Below are 18,992 nucleotides of genomic sequence, written 5' to 3'. Positions count from 1 at the left end.
TGGAAGACCGTGCAAGGGGTATTGCATGGGAACTAACGTCCTTGCTCATGCTGCACTCGTACACCGGTTAACTTGGATGCCGGAAGCTTGCCGGCTTTTGCCACGCCACTCATCTGATCGCCAGCGACGGCGACATCGAACTTAAGGTTTAGCCGCATCGGTTTAGTCACTTGCTGTGACCAGGTTAGGCGATCATCAAGGATAGCGGGGTCTTTGAACCTGACGATATCATTGCCTTGCCTAGCCACTCCGCTGATTTGACCTTGCTCTGACGTGATCTCCAGTTGCACGGAAAGTTTACCGATCGGCGTTGTAATCAAGATATCCCAAGTACCCTCAAAGGCAGCAACGTTGCCATGTCTTGACGCGGGTTCGTGATCGGCATCGTCTCCGTTCCCGATCTCGTCCTCACGATTGCCGACAACAGGTGTAATCCCGCTTGATCGCCATACCGTTCCACGCCGTTCATATTCAAATAATTGCTCCACCGCATGTGAGATTTGAGGACCCAGTTCCCGCTCCACAAGATACAAAGCAACGTCCAATCCGGAGGTAACTCCGCCACCTGTCACCAATCGGCCATCTTCTACCACCCTAGCCTGCACAGGGATTGCACCTGCTGCTTGAAGGACTTCCATTCCGAGGTGATTCGTTACAGCATATCGGCCATCTAATAACCCTTCCATTGCAAGCAAGATAGAGCCGCCGCATACGGTAGCGATGGTTGTATCTTTCTGCTCCATCGCCTGTTTAAGAAGACCTGCCAAGGGAGTCTCCGTCGCCTTGGCTAATAACATCGGAACGGTCTGGACCCCCTCGCCTTGCAGGTGTCCCGATGCTCCAGGCACAACAATAATACCCGGTCGATACGGATCAAGCCAATGGGTCGCGGCTATAGCGGGGCCGTTCATGCCGCTTGGGACTTCCCTTGCCCCTTCGGCACTAACTAACTCCACGGTTACTTTGCCTTCCCCGGCAAACATGCCTGCAGCACAGAAGACTTCATAGGGGCCAATCGCATCCAGCAGATCAAAACCATCGAATAATACGATCTGAATGTGCAAAATCATCACTCCTTATTTTTTGATACCGGACGGTACGGTCTCTTTTTATGTTATATGCTTTATATCTGAATTGCAAATGTGCATAAGCACCTAATGTGATATAACACAGAAGAAGACAAAGACCACTCCTTGGAGTGGTCTTTCGTGATAGATATTAATTCTTGTAAGTGAGCAGCAGAGCCTCGATCTGCCGGGTCGCATACTCTACATGTTTATTGTCACGCATCAATCGGCTGGCCATGATCCCCCCCTCGATGGCGGTGAAGATGAAGGAACCTACTGATTCAGTATTCATATCCTCGCGGAACTCCTTCTTCATAATACCCTCCATCAAGATCCCTTGAATGAAAGCCAGCATCTGCTCAAAGGCGTGCACTGCATGATCGCGAATGACCGGAAATGAGTGATCGCTCTCAACCGCGGTGTTCAGGAAGGGACACCCTCCTTGTATTGGAGGATTGTGTACGGTATCGCTATATACGCTGGCCATGGCCAGTATTTTATCCAATGCGGTCTCTTTCCCTTCCATGGCTTGGGCGAAATGACTCCATAATACTCCGCCTGCATACTGGAATGCTTCTATGGCAATCTCATCTTTATTAGCGAAGTTTCTATATATACCGCCCTTCGTTAAGCCAGTTGCGTCGATAATGTCCTGCATCGTCGTGCCGACATATCCCTTCTGATTGAACAACTCCGCCGATTTCATGATAATATGAAGTTTGGTTTTTTCACCTTTACGCATGAAAGCAATTCCTTCCTTCTTTCACTATCGTTTTCAGTGTAGCTGTACTCGTATTGTAACATTTCTAGCGTGACATATAACACCATAACGTAGTAGAATAAAAGAGACCGGACGGTTCGGTTCTTTTTTTATGATCTATATAATCATGTTAAAGGCGGTTGTTTATGAATTCCAGACGTCTATACTATGCCATGCTGGCGGTGATGGCTGGTTTTGTCCTCTATGTATTATTCGCTAACTTTATTTACGATCCAGGGGCCAGCGAATTTCTCAGTCATAAGGAGAATCAGAAGCGTACGGTGCCCGTTGCGGCCTGGCAGAGCGTAATGTATGTGCATGTCGTTTTTGCTTGTATCGCCATGGTCGGGGGAGCCGTCAATTTCTCCGGCCAGGTACTTCGACGATACCGACGCGCACACCGAATCAACGGGTATATCTATGTTGCCTCCGTGATGGTGGTTGTCCTTACCTCGGGCTACATGGCTCCCTATGCTACCGGAGGGAAATGGACCAGTATTCCGTTTAATCTGCTCAACATCATCTGGCCGGTCATGACGGTGATCGCCATTCTGAAAATCAGAAAGAAGCAAATCGACAAACACCGCAAGTGGATGGTACGGAGCTATGTCTTCTGCTTCACCAATCTGATGATCCATCTGTTCACGACGCTATTTTATCATGGCATGGGTCTTACCTATCCAACCAGTTATGCCATCGGGGTATACTGCGCAATCGCCTCACTTTTCCTGATAGCCGAATGGGGTCATACGCACCGTATTCCGCAAGCCATCTACGGTTCGTATCTGATCCATCGTTCACACATGAATCGAGCCGCGCTCCTAGCGCGGCTTTCATGTATCCACGAGCCTGTTATTTCTCAAACAATAGGTTGCTGCTGCGCCTATGCCAGGCCCTCCCGAATCACACCAGCCGGCTAATATCATACTCGCGTTTCATACCCTCATAAGACGTATTCGATTTTGCAAGCTTCACAACCTGATCAGAACCGTCCCATTCAAATACTTCAGGCTCCCTCGGCTATTTTGATCCCAAACTTGCTCATCGTCATCCCTCCTCTATCGTATTAAAATAATGCTTTATAATGGACGATTCATTAATCAATCATTTCTATAGCAGTTGTACATCATTCCTGAAGTCAATATAATGTAATGAGAATCACGCTTATTTTACAAATTACTACAGATCATACAGGCTGAGGAGGAATAAAGGTTATGAATGTAGGATCAGCACGAGCGGCAGCGGTGGATTGGGTGATGCAGCATGCCAGTAAGGAACCCGGTTTTGTAGGTGCTTACTTTAGTGGATCTACCGTAGGCAAACCGGATGATGCGGAGATATCTCCGTCTTCTGACATCGATGTTGTCATTGTGACCGAAGAGGCCGAGCCCCCGCTCAAACTGGGCAAATTCATATACCAGGACGTGCTCATTGAAGCAACCTTTCTCTCTTGGCAAGACCTTAAATCGCCTGACAACGTATTGGCTTCCTACCATTTGGCAGGCAGCTTTCGAGTCGATACGCTGATGGCGGACCCGACCGGACGACTGCGTAAACTGCAGACCGAAGTCTCCAGGCAATATGCCGATCGACTCTGGGTGTATCGTCGCTGCGAGAACGTGCAAGCGCGTATCATTACCGGGCTGCGTTCCATCAACGCCGCTGCGCCTTGGCATGACCAAGTCACAGCCTGGTTGTTCCCGACAGGGGTGACGACCCATTTACTGTTAGTTGCGGCGCTACGTAATCCGACCGTGCGGCTGCGCTATCTTGCAGCTCGGCAGGTGTTGCAAGAATATGGACACGAAGATGTGTATAACCAATTACTAAACCTTCTCGGATGTGAACAGATGACGTCAGAACAAGTCATGAAGCATCTGGAGGGACTTGCCCAGACCTTTGACGCGGCGGCTGACATTGCAAAGACCCCGTTCTTCTTCAGCAGCGACATCACACTGGATGCCAGGGCGATTGCCGTGGACGGTAGCCGCGAGCTTATTCTGAATGGCAACCATCGAGAGGCGATCTTCTGGATCGTTGCGACCTATGCACGCTGCCACAAAATTTTCGAGGCCGATGCCCCGGATCTTCAGGAAGTGTATTTGCATTATTTTGACGCTGTGCTCGCCGATCTCGGAATCCATTCGACCCAGGATCTCCTTGAACGCGCTGAGCGAGTGCTGGAGTTCCTGCCTACGTTATGGAGCGTGACGGAGTCCATTATAGCTGCGAATCCCCAAGTGAAAGGTAAAGCAGAGCAGGATGTGTAGTGAGTTACCTTTTTAATTGAGAAAGAGGTGGTTGAATGGTTGTAACTTTAATGGGCGTTGCACTCCCTTCGCTCATCCTTTCCATTATTCTCGCCGTGCTGTTCTCTACCTATTGGAGCCGAAAACCGCTGTCGATGCTCCTGCTTGGCCTAGAGTTTACGTTAATCGGTATCGGATGTTTCCTGTTGGACTTCATTACGCAGAGCAGTTCCGGAGGTTTCGTCATGTTCGGAATCTTTCTGATTGTTCTCGGCCTGGTTCTAAGTATCACCGCTTATTTTAAATCCGAATAAAAAATAATGAGGGAAGACACGTCATCACCCACACTCGTGTCTTCCCTCTATTTAATTGGCGTCCGTCCAGATCTCAATCGCCTGCTCCTGCTTCCGATAGTGCACATCATAGCCAAATGCCTCCGATATGAACCTTAGCGGTACATAGGTGGTGTAATCCCTTAACATGGGCGGGCTGTCCAAATTGACCTTGCGTTGATTTACGAATGCTTCACGCTCACCCATTACCATTCTAATTAGGGTTTCATCTTTTTTCACCGTTACGGATCGAGCAGACTGGCTCCATGTCACCTTTGCGCCAAGCGTCTCGGACACGAACCGTACCGGTACCATCGTATGACCTCCAACTATCGGAAAGCTATGCGGTAAGGTCTGTATCGGAACATCGTCTATATACATCCCGTAAAGCATCGGGATCGTAGTAAAGTTCCATTCTTTCCGCACGCTCTGCCCGCCTGCCTGAAAATCGACCTGTACACGGTATTCCACTCCCCCGCGCAGCGGCACCCCGGCCCTCAGAATATATCCATCTTCCAGCTCCATTTTGTCGATCGTCAAGGGAACTTCCACGGTCCGACTACCCGCCTTTCGCGTCAATGCTGCCTTCATGCCGGATACATCTTGTCGATTTGTGTGTACGGTTATTGCCATGCCATCCGCTTCCAATGGCTCCACTGGCCGCATCGGGGTGATCCAATCTACCATCATCACGTTGCTCATCCCCTCGTACGGATAGAGGCTGACGCTTAATGGTTCATTCGGCCGAGTATCCACTGCCCCGATCAAGACGGTCGCCTTGCCGACGTGGGCGATGCCAATCGCGGACGTATCCGGATTCGTGATGATGACTCGGTGAGTAGGAGACGCCAATAAACCCATTGCGTAATTCTCCATCTCGAAATGAGTAGCACTTCCTTCCAACAGCACAATCTCTTGTATGACCGTATCCCCATCGGGATAACCTGCTGCTTGTACACGATCTTTAGGAGTAATCCCCGTAAAGTAAGGCTTTCCCTGAACCTGGGCCGATAGATTATCCTTCATGCCTCGATCTAAATGTCTGTCCGCATATCGGGCATGTGAAACCGCGGCTTTGTTCAAGGCAGGATCCAGTGTAACTTCCCTTAATCCCATACCTGCCCTGGTTTGATTCAGATAGGCTAGGCCCGCTTCCTGCTGCTCTTGGCTTGTGCCATCAAACTTCACGGCAGCGTCCGCAGCCGAATTCTCTATAAATACCGGGATCATCAACAACAAACACGATATGAATAACACAAGTTTCTTGTACATCAATCACCGCTCCTCACCATGGATGTTCCTTACATTATAGATGTTGCTACTCATATAAAAGTTGGGTGAAAATGAAATTTATCGACATTTATGTAATTACGTAATATAATAATTACGTAATTACATAAATTCATATGGAGGTGGGTGCACTTGACCCGTGATCTTATGCAAGAAATCGATACACTAAAGAATCAGATGGTCGAACTACAGCAACTCGTATACCAGCACATGGTTGGCCGTAAATCCCAGACGGCTTCCGATCTAACATACAATGAACCATCCGGTCATCCCGCTAATGAAATGACCATGAATTCCGTCTATTACTCAGGGCAAACAAGCTTGAATGAACAAATCATTCGCCTGGAACCGCAGGAACGTAAACTGGAGCAACTGTTGGATATGAACACCGAGAAGGCAGCCAAAGTGCTTGCAGCGCTTGGAAATAAACAACGCTTGGATATTCTCAAGGCCGTTATTTCAGAACCCTTGACCGGATCCGAACTGGTGGAGCGCCTGAACATGGGTACAACAGGACAGCTCTATCATCATCTTAAAGCGCTGCTCGGGGCCAATTTACTCGTACAGGAAGGCAATCATTATTCGCTCCCCCCACATCGGGGTCTGCCGCTCCTGCTGCTGTTATCAGGAGTGGGCGACCTTCTCGATACAAGCGACTACTTAGACTTATCCGAAACTCGCAACCATGCGGGAATGTATTTCGGGTCATCACAGAACTTCGACGTTCATGAACTGCTCTGGGCGGCCGTGGAAAATTCGATATTGGAGCACCAGAGCGGATACGGTAATCGAATTGCTATTTTCCTGCACGAAGACGGCAGTGTAACCGTGTCCGACAATGGCAGAGGCATTCCCGTGCAGGCAATTCCGAATTCCAATATCCCGGCCGTCCAGTCCGTTCTTACCGAAGTGCACCGTCTGAACAACAGTGCGCAATTCCTCGTTCCCGGCGCAGAGAAAGGTATCAGTATCGCCGTAGTCAACGCCCTTTCCCAGCGACTTGCCGTCGAGATTCGCCGAGAGGGTAAGGTATATCGCCAAGAATACCGTTATGGAATCCCGCAGACCGGGCTGCTGACTGTTGGTTTGACCGAAGAGACTGGAACCAGCGTGACGTTCAAGCCAGAGTTTGAGCTATTCCGTTCCCATTTCGATATCCATCAGATCATAGACAAGCAGAAGACTATAACTGCGAATTATCCTCGTATACAGTTGACCATTAACGAATAGCGCGGAATGAATAAACCGAATAGGAGCTGAGGTATGCCATGAAAAACGAGCAGATTCACTCTACAGAGGATATTCTCCACATGCTTGATTCCTTTTTCAGAGAAGAAGGACCTTGGTGGAATCGGTTCTATTCCGATCGCAGCAAGAGCATCCCTTTCTTTGTTCATGCACCGGACGAGAACTTAGACCAGTATGTCCAGAACCGACTCGGCTCACCAGGACGAGTGCTTGAGCTGGGTTGTGGTGCCGGCAGAAATGCCGTGTATATGGCCCGGCGCGGCTGGACTGTAGATGCGGTCGACCTATCGGAAGAAGCCATCGCTTGGGGACAGGAACGTGCCAAGTCCGCACAAGTTCCCGTCCGGTTTCACTGTCAGAATCTATTCGATCTCGAACTGCAACCCAACGCCTATGACTTGATATACGACAGCGGCTGCTTCCATCACATCCTACCCCACCGCAGAATGAGTTATCTCGACCTAATTCAGAAGCACCTCAAGCCCGGGGGATATTACGGCATCGTTTGTTTTGCAGCGGGTTCCATGGGAGCCGATATGACGGACTGGGACGTCTACCGTGATCACAGTCTCAAGGGTGGTCTAGGATATACGGAGGAAAAGCTTTGCGACATCTTCAGGGATCTTGAGCTTATTGAGTCAAGACGCATGCAGAGTCTACCGCAACCCGGACCCCTGTTCGGCGAATCCTTCTTATGGACAGCGTTGTTTCGCAAGACAGCCCCTGCAAAATAAATATCCAGTCCATTCAGTTAATGACTCGCCTCTAACCGGCGAGTCTCTTCCTCGATCCGGCTTGGATCGATCCGCTCGAACAGAAGCGTCAGATCACGGACCGGTGTACCCGCCGAAACGTCGCTCCATGTCCACGCGGGCTGCTGCAGCGAGAGAAATCCCCTGATTTTATCGCAGGCAAACGGAGTAAACGGCTGCAACAGGTTCGCCAGATTAGCAATTATCTGGACGCATGTAAAGAGTGTATCCCCACAATCGTCACGATTCTCCTTCACTTGAAGCCACGGCTTTCGTTCATCAAAATATTTATTGGCAAGACGCACGACGCTAAAGATCAACTCCAACGCTTCTTTCAGCCGCCCTTCCTCGATCAATGTGCCGGCTTCACTATACAGTGTCTCCATCCGGCTTTGCCATTCTCCCGTTATACGACCTGCGGGTATCACCGAATCAAATGACTTATTTACGAATACCAAGGTCCGATTCACCAGATTCCCGAAAGCTCCCAGCAGTTCTCCATTGTGACTATGGATGAACTCTCGCCAGGAGAAGTCCGTATCCCGCTTCTCGGGACCGTTCGCAATCAGGAAGTACCGAATCGAATCCGGTTGATAACGGCTTAACAGATCCGGTATCCAGACGGCCCAGTTGCGACTGGTCGAGAACTTCTTGCCTTCCAGCGTCATGTACTCGCAGGAGATGATTCGATCCGGCAAATGCAGCCCGCCAACACCTCGAAGCAGCGCCGGCCAGATCAACGTATGAAACGGGATATTGTCCTTTCCATGAACATAATACGCCATAATATCTGTCCCTTCCTTGCGCCAAAAAGCTTCCCAATCGCCGCCCGTCACTGACGCCCACTGTTTGCTCGCCGAGAGATAGCCGCTGACCGCCTCGACCCAGACATAAATTTTCTTATCTTCGAAACCGGGGACGGGAACATCGACACCCCACGTCAAATCCCTCGTTGCCGCTCGATCCTGAAGCCCTTCCTCCAGATATCTGCGTGTCAATTGCACCGCATTGTCCCGCCAACCTCGGGCATGGTTCAAATCATCCGTCAGCTCCTCTTGAAAATGGGACAACGATACGTAGAAATGCTCCGTAGGACGCTCCACAGGCGGATGACCGCACAGTTTACAAGTCCTGTTCAAAAGGTCCGAGGGATCCAGTATCGTGGAACAGACATCGCACTGATCACCTCGCGCCCGGCTGCCGCATACGGGGCAGTCTCCCTCCACATAGCGGTCAGGCAGAAATCGCTGATCCGTTTCGCAATACGTCTGCTCTATCGTCTTCCGGTACAAATAACCGTTATCCAACAGCTTCCCAAATATCTCTTGAACCACATCATGGTGGAACTCCTGATCGGTTCTTGTATAGAGATCATAAGAGAACCCCAGTTGTTCAAAACAATCTACAAATTCCCCATGATACCGATCCGCGATATCACTAGGCTTGACCCCCTCCTGTATCGCTTGAACCGCTACCGGCGTACCGTGACAGTCACTGCCTGACACGTATAACACCTGATCTCCCTTTGCACGGAAATATCGTGCCAGCACATCCCCTGGCAGCAAGCTGGCCAGTCGTCCTAAATGCAGCGATCCATTGGCGTAAGGCCACGCCCCGCCGATAAAAATATTCGTCATCTCGATCATCCTCCTTATTATAGAAAACAAAAAAAGCCCTCATCCAAAAGGGACGAGAGCTTGTCGCTCACGTGGTACCACCCAGTTTCATCAATGCCTCGCGGCATTCACCTCTTCAGGTACGGCGCTATTATGATAGCGTGTATACTAGCACGTTAACGGGTGCGGGTTCCGGCGCAGCCTACAACCGCATGGGTTTCGGTGCGCAGCTCTGAGACCATGTTCCCAAGGTTCGCATCTTTACCCCTTTTCACCGTCCGGGGCTCTCTGCTAAAAAGACTTCGCCAAGGTACTCTTTCTCTTCATTGCTTTTGTTTGAGTTATTCAAGTTACTGGAAATCATACCCGAACGTCACACAAGAAGTCAAGGGGAGGATAGCCTAATGGTTCTTGTCCGAGCTCGACCATCACCCAGACCCTTCGGCTTCTTGCCGAGTATCGCTTCGATTTTCTTACGAGCCCTGCTCATACGATTCCGAACGTTGACAGGTTCGATCTGCAACACTTCAGCAATCTCATTCGTATTGAACTTTTCATAATAGTACAAATACATAGCTGTCTCAAGGCTTCTGGCAGGGAGAGTACTGCGGATAAGAGGGCGTCGTGGTTATCTGTTTTCATGCTGTCTCATCTCCATTCCGTCAAAATTAGATGTCCATACCTATTGTCTAAAGTACATTGGAACGAACGCTGCGTTTGTTGATCGACTGAAATTTCCACGTTTCTTTAGACCAGATCGACTTCCACAATCCATCCCATGTGCCAGTGAATTTCCATGCTTCGTTCGCTTCTTCCTCCACTCTTGCCTGCTGTTGGCCTATGAGATACTCCATATCAAACCAATTGTTCATCTCGTCACTTCCTTGTCCGGATTTTAGTTCATAATATTTTGAACTAATCAATTTAGTTCAATTATATATGAACTTTTTAAAAGTTCAATATTTATTTTCTCATGGATGTGATAAAATAAATGAAATGACGTCCATAGAGGAGAGATTGGACATGGCCAACGTTCGCATCGATTATTCACCTGTTCACGAATTAGTGACAAGCCTGTACGCTTATACGGATATCAAGAATCAATTCCATGATATCGGCAAGAAATGGAGAACCGATATTGAGAAGAAGCTACCGGATTCCTTCGCCGGGCAATTGGAGGAGTTGGATTTATGCGAAATCATCGCATACTTACATCTGATCATTTTGGATAGTCCAGCTAAAGATAATGCAGAGCAGTTCTTGGCCTGGTTTGCGAATTTAGGTGAAGGGCAACTGTATGAACGACTCGCACCCTATCTGGAAGAGGGGATCTCGCTAGGGCTAAAAGCCTTTCAATCGCTTAGCCTTGAGGTTCTGAGGATCTGGAACGAAACTTGTCCAATCTCAACTGAGGTTCACGAATTATTGGGGCGTTCAGCCAGCCGTATGGAGCAACTATCTCAGAAACGTCATTACATTGACCTGATTGACGAGGCCACGAGCGGTATTGTTCTACACCCATCCGATGAATACGAGACCATTCTGCTCATTCCGACCTACCATATCAAACCCTTGAATCGAATGGATCTGATAGGCAGCAGGCAACTCATCGTCAGTTACGCCGTCGATGATGAGCAACCGAGTGAAGACACGCCCACGAGTCAGCTGCTTCGTATGACCAAAGGGTTAGCCGATGAGAAGCGTCTCATCCTGCTGCATATTCTGGCCCAAGGTCCGGTAACGTTTACGGAACTTCAGCATAAGACAGGCCTATCCAAGAGTAACCTGCACTATCACTTATCGCTTCTCAAAACAGCCGGTTTACTGCGAATGCACTTCAAGAAACCGAATGAAAAATACAAATACAGCGCAAGATCAGAATCCTTTAATCAACTGAATGCACTACTGGAATCGTATGTATTCGGTCTAACAAAAGAATAAACCACCTTTTTCGCTCCCTTGCCTTTATCTTTGTTTTTCTTCACATTGAAAAAGGCCTGGAACATAAAGTTCCAAGCCTTTTGGATTACGATTACTATTAGTAGACGCCTTCTATTATTCTCCAACCTTAACCGTCAACGCACTCTTAGCCGGCATTGCCAGTGTAAGCACCTCGTCACCGCGCAGTTGAACGGATACGTTCTCCGCCGTCTCGCTGTCGTTGAACAGAATTGCGGCAACCGATCCATCCGTGTTCTTGAATGCAACCGAACGGATCGTCTCGCTGCTGGAAGATGCGATCCGAAGCGCTTTCGGACGAACGCATTTACTGAAATGCGCCAACGCATAATAATCGAGCGTATACGTCAGCTCCTTGGTCTGTTGATTCACGGTCACGATCCCACGGCATGTACTTCTGCCAAAGCCCGGTACGGTTGGTCCGTTCTTCTCGTCCAGCGCCATATTCCACAACACATACGATTTACTATGGTTCCGCAGAATTTCGATCCCGGTTCGCATCACATTCGAGAAGGCCTGCTCAAACGGCGGAATCCATTCTCCCCCTGAGCCTTCGGTGAAATGCACTTCCTTGCCCGGGAACGCCTCGAACACGTCGGTCTGTGCAGATGCTTCCCGCCATACCAATGCCAGGCCACGCCATCAACCGCATCATCTGCTTGATCCAATACCGTCAGCGGATAATCCGGCTTATCCCAGTTATGGTCGTAGCAGAGGATCTTCGTATTGATGCCATGCTTCACGAACTGCGGTTTTAGATGGTCGCGGATAAATTCGCCCTGCACCTCCGGCAGCATGATCATGCCCGGATAATGACCGGGAGAATACAATGCTTCGTTCTGTGGCGTCACCGCATACATCGGCAAACCGTGAGCAGCATACCCCTGAATATAACGTACAAAATAGTTGGCATACACCGAGTAGTATTCCGGTTTCAGCTCTCCACCGATCATGGAGCCGCTCGTCTTCATCCAGCCTGGAGGACTCCAGGGTGAACCCATCAGTAACACATCGCTGTTCAAGCGCACAGCTTCCTGAAGAAGAGGAATGATATCAGCCTCATCGTGAGCAATCGAGAACGATTCCAGTTGCTCGTCGGTTTGTCCTTCCGGCAGATCATTATAACTATAGAAGTCACGGGCATAATCGGAAGCGCCCATCGGTTGACGCAGCACCGATAAGCCAATACCGTCGTTAGCATCGAATAGTTGATTCATTAGCTCCGCTCTCTGCTCCGGCTCCAGCACCTGGTTGATCAGATAGGCCGCCGAATCTGTAAAAGAAGCGCCGAACCCGTCCATTTCCTGATACGTCTGCTGCTCATCGATCGTGACAGCGTGTAGTTTAGAACCCTCGGATACCGGGGATAATTGCCCCTGTGATTTCTTGACGAATAAATCCTGTTCTCCATTGGACTGGTAGATCGTAATGTTCCGCATGATGATTCCCTCCAGGTTTCTATTTTTCTATGATTTTCCTATCCTTGTGAAGAAAGGCCCTTCCCATCAGGAAAGGGCTTTCTGGTCTTCGCTCATAAAAGACTAATTATTATTTCAAGCCCAGTTTCTCTTTGTTTGCCTTCATCTTCTCATTGCGGATCTCAACGATTTTATCCCAGTTATTGCTGTTCAGGAACGTCTTATATTCATTCAACAAACCATCGAATGCCGTATCGTCCTTGGAACGAATCAAGCTAACCATCGTCGAGTTCCATTTGGTATTAATAGCAGTCAGGGAACGGGCTTCCGGAGTACCTTGATCCGGGTTAATGTTCTCCAGTACGAAATGAGGTGTTAACTTGCCCTTACCCCACTCTTGCATCTGCTTGATCGCATCCGGGAACGCATCGCCGCTTAGCGCTTTATGACTGTCATGACCGAAGAACATGAACTCACCCATGCGATAATCCCTCTTGAAGGTTTCCGGATTATTCAGTTGAAGCTCCTTGACATCTGGCAAGAATTCTACCGTACCATCCGCATTTACTTGGTAAGTTTCGCCCTCGATGCCATAGTTCATGAGCATTTGGCCTTCTTCGCTCAACAAGTACGTGAACAGTTGAATGGATTTAGCCGGATCGGCGTTACCCTTTGTAATAAAGCTGATCATCCAGCCTGTAATACCGGATTGGTTCAAGGTAGGCGCATGACCAACCGTGCTCTGTGGTCCATCAATGGCAATGTATTCTTTACCTTTATTGTGGCTATAGAAGCTTTGCAGGTTACCGCCTTGCTGCGGCGTTCCGTCCAGCATGATGGTTGCATACTTGCCTGCCTTCACTTTCTCTTCGAACGCAGTTCCGTCATCAGCGAAGCTGTCGTCACTAATACCTCCGCTGCGGTATACCGCATTGAACGTTTTAAGCCAAGTCAGATAATCCTCGTCCAAGTTACGATTGTAGAAACCGCCATTCTCGTCTTCCAGCGGCACGCCGATGAAATCTTGAAGCACATCGCCAAGCGATCCTGTACCTTCGCCGATGGAGTTAAATCCGAGTGGGATCAGGTTCGGGAATTCCTTCTTAATATCAGCCAGCACGGCCTGAAATTCTTCTGGCTTTTCCATGGCGGGCTTACCTAACGCTTCATATACGTCCTTACGAATAATAAATGCTGTTTTGGCTGGAATATTACCGCTGTCGTAGTCCTCTTGTGTATTGGAATAGTTCGGATAACCGTAGGTTTTGCCATCACTCAATTGGAACCAGTTGATCGTATCCTGTGCAGCTACCTTATTGAAGTAAGGATCATACTTCTCCGCCAGATCATTCAGTGGAAGCGCCCAAGTAGCCGCTTTCTGAACAACGGGGGAATTGGAATCGAAGGTAGTAATTAGGTCTGGCATCTCCCCGCCGGCAAAGAACGTATTTAATTTCGTGTCGTCGCCTGTGATGAACTTAATATTGATATTCAAATCTTCTTTGATCTTCTTCGTTACAACATCCTTGCCAAAATCCGTGTTCCACCAGTCTGCATTCACGTACCAAGTCAGCTCGGTTGTCTCTTCTTTCTTATCCAGCTGCCATGCCGGCGTCTCTGCATCCAAGGTATAACGATCTTCAATGGAAACCCAATTCTCCTTCTTCGAGCCGGAATCGCCGCTTGATCCGCAACCACTTACCACAAGCACAATCGCCATAAGTGCTGTAAACAGTGTCAGTCCTTTTTTGCCAAAAACCTGATTCATCTTCAACATCTGTAACCCTCCCTTTTAAAATAAGAACGCTTTCTTAAATTTGAGACCCTTGTTGCAGATACATGCCGATTTGCCAAGCTACGTGAATTTCTACTCTTTGACCGCCCCCAGCATCATTCCAGAGATAAAGTATCTTTGCAATATTGGATAAATCGCAACAATTGGCAGTGTAGTCACGACAATTGTCGCTAATTGAACCCCTTTGGTTGTAGTCTGAATGGCAACCGAGCCGATATTTTGCATCGATTGGGTCTGAGACTGCACGATAATCTCATACAGCATCATTTGTAAGGGATAGAGCGATTGATCCGTGATGTATAACTTAGTCGTCATAAAATCGTTCCATTGCCCGACGCCGTTAAACAATGCGATGGTCGCCATCGCCGGCATGGATAGCGGGATGAAAATGCTCAGGAATATTCTCCAATCGCCGCCGCCATCGATTTTCGCTGATTCTTCAAGTGAATCCGGCACGTTCCGGAAGAAATTCATCAAGATAATGACATCATAGAAACTAAGCAGCGCCGGAATGATGTACACCCAGAAGCTGTTCAGCATGCCGAGATCTTTAATCAGCAAGTAGGTCGGAATCATGCCGCCCGAGAAGAACATCGTGATAACGCCCATCGAGACGTAGAACTTCCGGCCGCGCACGTATTTTTTACTTAAACCGTATCCCACCATGGCGCAGAAAAACACGTGGGTAATTACGCCGATCACGGTTTTGGCAACCGAGATGAAGAATGCATTCCAGATGTTGGCATCACGGAATACCGCCTGATAGTTCTCCAGCGAGAACTCCGTCGGCCAGAAGATAAATCCACCCTCGGCCAGCGATCGGCCGGAGCTGAAGGATGACACCACCACGTTCCATAACGGAACGATGATGATAATCGTAAACAGAACCAGTAAGGTGACATTGATCGTATCGAAAATCCGACTATCCCAGTCCCCTTTAGCTGCTTTCACTTTCACTGTAATACCCCCCATTCATGTTCAACAACCTCTATAAGACGGACTGGTTATCGTTTAATTTGCTGGTTACTTTATTAGCTGTGACAAGCAGAATGACTGACACGATCGAGATACCAAGACCTACGGCAGTCGCATAAGAGAAATCACCCTGTGTCATACCCATACGGTACACATAAGAGTTGATAACCTCAGCCTTCTCGCGGTTCTGCGAGTTCATCAGCACGAGCGTCTGATCCAGATTCGAGCCAAGTAAACCGCTTACAGTTAAGATCAGATTTAAGCTAATGATCATTTTCATGTTTGGAATCGTAATATTCCAGATTTGTCTCAGACGGCTTGCACCATCAATTTTGGCCGCTTCGTAGTAGGTCGGATCAATCTTGGCCATGATCGCCAAGTACAGAATCGTACCCCAGCCTGCTTCCTTCCAAATGTCCGATAGGACGGCAATCCACCAATACTTGCTAGGATCCAGCAAAATATTCGACGGCTGCGAGATAATCCCCAGACCGACCAAGACTTCATTAAACAAGCCGGTCGTTGAGAACCAGGTAATCAGCATCCCGCCCAGAACGATCCAGGACAGGAAATGCGGCAAGTACGAGATCGTCTGCACGAATTTCTTGAATCGGCTCATGCTGACCTCATAGATCATAATGGCAAGAATAATCGGAATAACGAATCCGATAGCCAGCTTCAGGAAGCTGATCCCCAGCGTATTAATAACGGAATCCCAGAAATACCGATCTGACATAATGATTTTGAAGTTATCCAGGCCAACCCACGGCGCGGAATCGAGCGTGTCGATGACGGTATAATTCTTAAAAGCTATCGTCAACCCGTAAATTGGAATGTAGCAAAAAATAAACATGAAGATCACGCCGGGAATGATCATCGATTGCAGCTCCCATTGGCGCTTGTAGTCGATAAAAAACTCCTTGATTCTTTGCCCCATCGGTTTTTTCCCGGTCGGTGGTGCCGCTCCTGTGCCGGTACCCTGGACTGTTGCTATTTTGCTCACCTGCTTCTGCCTCCCTTTTCGTTCTCGCACTGCAATAAAAACGTTTTTATTTTTAAACGAAAAAATCTCGTCATATCCACTATGAATTTTTTAAAATATCTCGTCTTGATGAACCTTCAGATCTTATCGATCCAGCTTAATCTGACTCGAGCCCCGAACAACCAGCTCGCTTGCCAACTTCTGTACCTTGCCTTGCTCTTTCTTCTGGATCATGCGCACCAGATGGTTGACTACCAGAATGCCTTGCCTTGCAATCTGATTCCTTACCGTTGTTAACGGTGGCGTGAAGTACTGAGCGATATCGATATCATCGAAGCCTACCACGCTAATGTCTTGCGGAACTTCGTAACCTTGTGATTTCAGGGCTCGTATGCTGCCGATTGCACTCAAGTCGTTCCCTGCAAGAATCGCACTCGGCACTTTGCCAGGGTGCTGATAGAGAAGCGATTTGACGGCATTATAGGAAGCCTCTTCCTCAAAGTAGCCTTGTAGAATATAGTCAGGATCTATCGGCAGCTGATACTCGCTGAGTGCCGCCAGATACCCTTCCTTCCGCTGCACGCTATCGTACATCGAGTCCACGCCGGATATGTAAGCAATGTTCTTATGCCCCAGGCTGATCAGATATTTCGTGGCCTCATAAGCAGCGACGTAGGAATCGAAGATGATGCTTCCCATCGTCTCGTTCTGGACCTCGCGATCCAGGAAGACCGCTTTCACCTTGTCTTTCTCCATCGCAGCGATGTCTTTCTCGTCAATCTTGAGTTCTTCGTATATGATGACGCCATCCACGCGCCCACCCAGAATGTTGCTCATGATCACTTGCTTATCCTTCGTGACGAACACGTTCAGACCATATCCCAGTCGATCGCATTCACGTGCCATGGATTCAACCAAGGTGTAAAAGTATGGGCCCGATACACTTGTGGTAAAGAAGCCGAGCATCTTCGTCTTTCCCGATTTCAGCAGCTTTCCGTTCAAGTTGGGTACGTAATTCAAGCGCTCCGCGACCTTCAATACATGCATCTTGGTCTCGGGATTCAACACATCTACATCATTCAACGCATTGGAAACCGTGGAGATGGAGACGCCCGCTTCTCTTGCAACATCTTTTATGGTTACTTTCCCCATATCCCCCGTCCTTCTCTATAAAAACGTTTTTATTTTTATAAAACTAAATTACCATAAAAGCGTTTTCAGTACAATCCCTTTTTCAAAAAAAATTTTAAACGCTCTTAGAAGTGCAGCTCTCCTGCTGCCATGTCAATTTTATCATTCATTTAACATCATGTTAACAAGCCAATAATAGACGGGTTATACAATAGGTTTGTTCTCATGTGCATATCAGTCAAAGTGCATCTTGGAAATAAAAAAATCGGGGGTACCAAATTGAAGAAAAAATCGATGCTTATTACCGTATTTGCCATCGTCACCGCATTACTCGCAGGCTGTGGCGCCACTACCGGCACTTCATCCACAGGGGCAGCTCCAGCCAGCCCTGCGCCAACGACTGATGTTAAGGGCGATGATGCTCAGAAGATCGAAGAACTGAAGATCAGCTTCGTTCCTTCCAAGGATCCTGATCAGATCATTACGGCTACAGACCCGCTCAAGGAATTACTGAAGAGTCAGCTCTCATCCGAAGGCTATGAAGTCGGTAGCATCAGCATTGATGTTGGAACGACTTATGAAGCAGTAGGGGAAGCGCTGTCCGCAGGCACAACGGATGTCGGGTTTATTCCTGGCGGGACCTATACGCTCTATGACGACGGAGCTGACGTGATCCTGACGGCAACACGTGCCGGCCTGTCCAATGATTCTGACCAAGCCAAGGATTGGAATGACAATAAACCTACGCAGCCGACTAGCGACCAGGCCACGTATTACCGCTCCTTGCTCATTGCCGGCCCTTCCGCCAAAGGCCAGGCGTTAGCGACCAAAATCAATAATGGTGAGCAACCCACCTGGGACGAATTAAACGATGCCAACTGGGCTGTCATGTCGACTTCTTCATCAGCCGGGTATATTTATCCTACACTGTGGCTGCAAAGCAACTTCAGTAAGAGTCTGACTGACCTGGCTCATGTGGTTACATCCGACTCCTACGGAAGCTCGTTTGCTCGACTCGCCGCAGGTCAAGTTGATCTGATCGTCGCTTTTGCCGACGCAAGACGGGATTATGAGGAACAATGGACCAGCGAATTCGGACGCAGCAGCTCCATCTGGGACGAAACCAATGTTATCGCTGTTACCCAAGGCATTTATAACGATACGATCAGTGTCAGCAAGAACAGCGACATCATGACGGACAATCTCAAAGCCGCACTGCAAAAGGCGTTTATCGCCATCGCCCAGACAGAGGAAGGAAAGAACGTTATCGCGGTCTATAGCCACGAAGGTTATAAAGAAGCGCAGTCCTCCGACTATGATGGCGAACGCAAAGCACAAGAGATCATCCGCAACATGAAAAAGTGATGCCGTCACATGAACGCAGACCCATAGTACGCCAATAAAAAGAAGTGAGAGCA

19 protein-coding genes and 1 other annotated feature are annotated in these 18,992 nt (G+C 48.6%); of the genes, 7 read left to right on the top strand and 12 right to left on the bottom strand.

Features of this window, described 5'->3' with window-relative positions; genetic code table 11:
- Positions 1-32: 32 nt before the first annotated feature.
- Together JCM10914_RS24655 and JCM10914_RS24650 are read right to left on the bottom strand one after the other, a co-directional pair.
- The gene (locus JCM10914_RS24655) at positions 33-1,067 is read right to left on the bottom strand and encodes a DJ-1/PfpI family protein (protein WP_036720015.1); all 1,035 of its coding nucleotides are present in this window, start codon (positions 1,065-1,067) and stop codon (positions 33-35) included.
- Positions 1,068-1,218: 151 nt separating this feature from the next.
- Positions 1,219-1,809, bottom strand: coding sequence for a TetR/AcrR family transcriptional regulator (locus JCM10914_RS24650; RefSeq protein ID WP_023965992.1), 591 nt, complete (start codon positions 1,807-1,809; stop codon positions 1,219-1,221).
- 164 nt (positions 1,810-1,973) lie between these two features.
- Between JCM10914_RS24650 and JCM10914_RS24645 the strand changes: the two genes are divergently transcribed.
- The 3 genes from JCM10914_RS24645 to JCM10914_RS24635 all read left to right on the top strand — a co-directional run bounded on the left by JCM10914_RS24645 (position 1,974) and on the right by JCM10914_RS24635 (position 4,390).
- Positions 1,974-2,747 carry a DUF2306 domain-containing protein gene (locus JCM10914_RS24645; RefSeq protein WP_023965990.1) on the top strand — a complete coding sequence of 258 codons (774 nt, stop codon included), beginning with the start codon at positions 1,974-1,976 and terminating at the stop codon, positions 2,745-2,747.
- A gap of 294 nt (positions 2,748-3,041) precedes the next feature.
- Positions 3,042-4,097: a hypothetical protein gene (locus JCM10914_RS24640; RefSeq protein WP_023965988.1), complete on the top strand. Its 1,056-nt coding sequence runs from the start codon at positions 3,042-3,044 to the stop codon at positions 4,095-4,097.
- Between the two features lie 35 nt (positions 4,098-4,132).
- Complete coding sequence (locus JCM10914_RS24635) at positions 4,133-4,390, top strand: hypothetical protein (RefSeq protein WP_023965985.1); 258 nt, start codon at positions 4,133-4,135, stop codon at positions 4,388-4,390.
- Between the two features lie 51 nt (positions 4,391-4,441).
- Here the strand turns inward: JCM10914_RS24635 and JCM10914_RS24630 are convergent, their stop codons facing one another.
- The gene (locus JCM10914_RS24630) at positions 4,442-5,680 is read right to left on the bottom strand and encodes a stalk domain-containing protein (protein WP_023965983.1); all 1,239 of its coding nucleotides are present in this window, start codon (positions 5,678-5,680) and stop codon (positions 4,442-4,444) included.
- Between the two features lie 150 nt (positions 5,681-5,830).
- Between JCM10914_RS24630 and JCM10914_RS24625 the strand changes: the two genes are divergently transcribed.
- Positions 5,831-6,928, top strand: a complete 1,098-nt coding sequence (locus tag JCM10914_RS24625) for an ATP-binding protein (protein WP_023965981.1) — start codon at positions 5,831-5,833, stop codon at positions 6,926-6,928.
- Positions 6,929-6,966: 38 nt separating this feature from the next.
- Positions 6,967-7,680 carry a class I SAM-dependent methyltransferase gene (locus tag JCM10914_RS24620; protein WP_023965979.1) on the top strand — a complete coding sequence of 238 codons (714 nt, stop codon included), beginning with the start codon at positions 6,967-6,969 and terminating at the stop codon, positions 7,678-7,680.
- Between the two features lie 17 nt (positions 7,681-7,697).
- Here the strand turns inward: JCM10914_RS24620 and metG are convergent, their stop codons facing one another.
- The 3 genes from metG to JCM10914_RS24605 all read right to left on the bottom strand — a co-directional run bounded on the left by metG (position 7,698) and on the right by JCM10914_RS24605 (position 10,186).
- Positions 7,698-9,335 carry a methionine--tRNA ligase gene (gene metG / locus JCM10914_RS24615; protein ID WP_023965977.1) on the bottom strand — a complete coding sequence of 546 codons (1,638 nt, stop codon included), beginning with the start codon at positions 9,333-9,335 and terminating at the stop codon, positions 7,698-7,700.
- A gap of 45 nt (positions 9,336-9,380) precedes the next feature.
- Positions 9,381-9,650: a binding site (T-box leader), on the bottom strand.
- Between the two features lie 49 nt (positions 9,651-9,699).
- A complete protein-coding gene (locus JCM10914_RS24610) occupies positions 9,700-9,888 on the bottom strand; it encodes an RNA polymerase sigma factor (RefSeq protein WP_023965975.1) in 189 nt (62 codons plus the stop codon).
- Between the two features lie 115 nt (positions 9,889-10,003).
- Positions 10,004-10,186: a hypothetical protein gene (locus JCM10914_RS24605; protein WP_023965973.1), complete on the bottom strand. Its 183-nt coding sequence runs from the start codon at positions 10,184-10,186 to the stop codon at positions 10,004-10,006.
- A 151-nt stretch (positions 10,187-10,337) separates the two neighbouring features.
- On the opposite strand from JCM10914_RS24605, the gene JCM10914_RS24600 reads away from it, so the two are divergent.
- Positions 10,338-11,255 carry a helix-turn-helix transcriptional regulator gene (locus JCM10914_RS24600; RefSeq protein WP_023965971.1) on the top strand — a complete coding sequence of 306 codons (918 nt, stop codon included), beginning with the start codon at positions 10,338-10,340 and terminating at the stop codon, positions 11,253-11,255.
- A 114-nt stretch (positions 11,256-11,369) separates the two neighbouring features.
- Here the strand turns inward: JCM10914_RS24600 and JCM10914_RS32035 are convergent, their stop codons facing one another.
- The 6 genes from JCM10914_RS32035 to JCM10914_RS24575 form a co-directional block, all read right to left on the bottom strand.
- The gene (locus tag JCM10914_RS32035; RefSeq protein ID WP_370570279.1) at positions 11,370-11,774 is read right to left on the bottom strand and encodes a glycoside hydrolase family 30 beta sandwich domain-containing protein; all 405 of its coding nucleotides are present in this window, start codon (positions 11,772-11,774) and stop codon (positions 11,370-11,372) included.
- A complete protein-coding gene (locus tag JCM10914_RS24595; RefSeq protein WP_023965967.1) occupies positions 11,774-12,712 on the bottom strand; it encodes a putative glycosyl hydrolase in 939 nt (312 codons plus the stop codon). The genes JCM10914_RS32035 and JCM10914_RS24595 overlap by 1 nt, the downstream gene beginning before the upstream one ends.
- A 109-nt stretch (positions 12,713-12,821) precedes the next feature.
- Positions 12,822-14,468, bottom strand: coding sequence for a hypothetical protein (locus JCM10914_RS24590; protein ID WP_023965965.1), 1,647 nt, complete (start codon positions 14,466-14,468; stop codon positions 12,822-12,824).
- A gap of 90 nt (positions 14,469-14,558) precedes the next feature.
- A complete protein-coding gene (locus JCM10914_RS24585) occupies positions 14,559-15,443 on the bottom strand; it encodes a carbohydrate ABC transporter permease (RefSeq protein WP_023965963.1) in 885 nt (294 codons plus the stop codon).
- 31 nt (positions 15,444-15,474) lie between these two features.
- Entirely contained in the window at positions 15,475-16,464 is a 990-nt protein-coding gene (locus tag JCM10914_RS24580; protein ID WP_023965961.1) for a sugar ABC transporter permease, read from the bottom strand.
- Positions 16,465-16,587: 123 nt separating this feature from the next.
- Positions 16,588-17,595, bottom strand: coding sequence for a LacI family DNA-binding transcriptional regulator (locus JCM10914_RS24575; protein ID WP_023965959.1), 1,008 nt, complete (start codon positions 17,593-17,595; stop codon positions 16,588-16,590).
- 258 nt (positions 17,596-17,853) lie between these two features.
- Here JCM10914_RS24575 and JCM10914_RS24570 point away from each other — a divergent pair, with 258 nt between their 5' ends.
- Positions 17,854-18,939, top strand: coding sequence for a PhnD/SsuA/transferrin family substrate-binding protein (locus tag JCM10914_RS24570; protein ID WP_370570278.1), 1,086 nt, complete (start codon positions 17,854-17,856; stop codon positions 18,937-18,939).
- Positions 18,940-18,992 lie beyond the last annotated feature (53 nt).

This window comes from Paenibacillus sp. JCM 10914, assembly GCF_001315105.1.
Classification (GTDB): Bacteria; Bacillota; Bacilli; order Paenibacillales; family Paenibacillaceae; genus Paenibacillus_AQ.
This window is presented reverse-complemented; position numbering and strand designations above follow the sequence as displayed.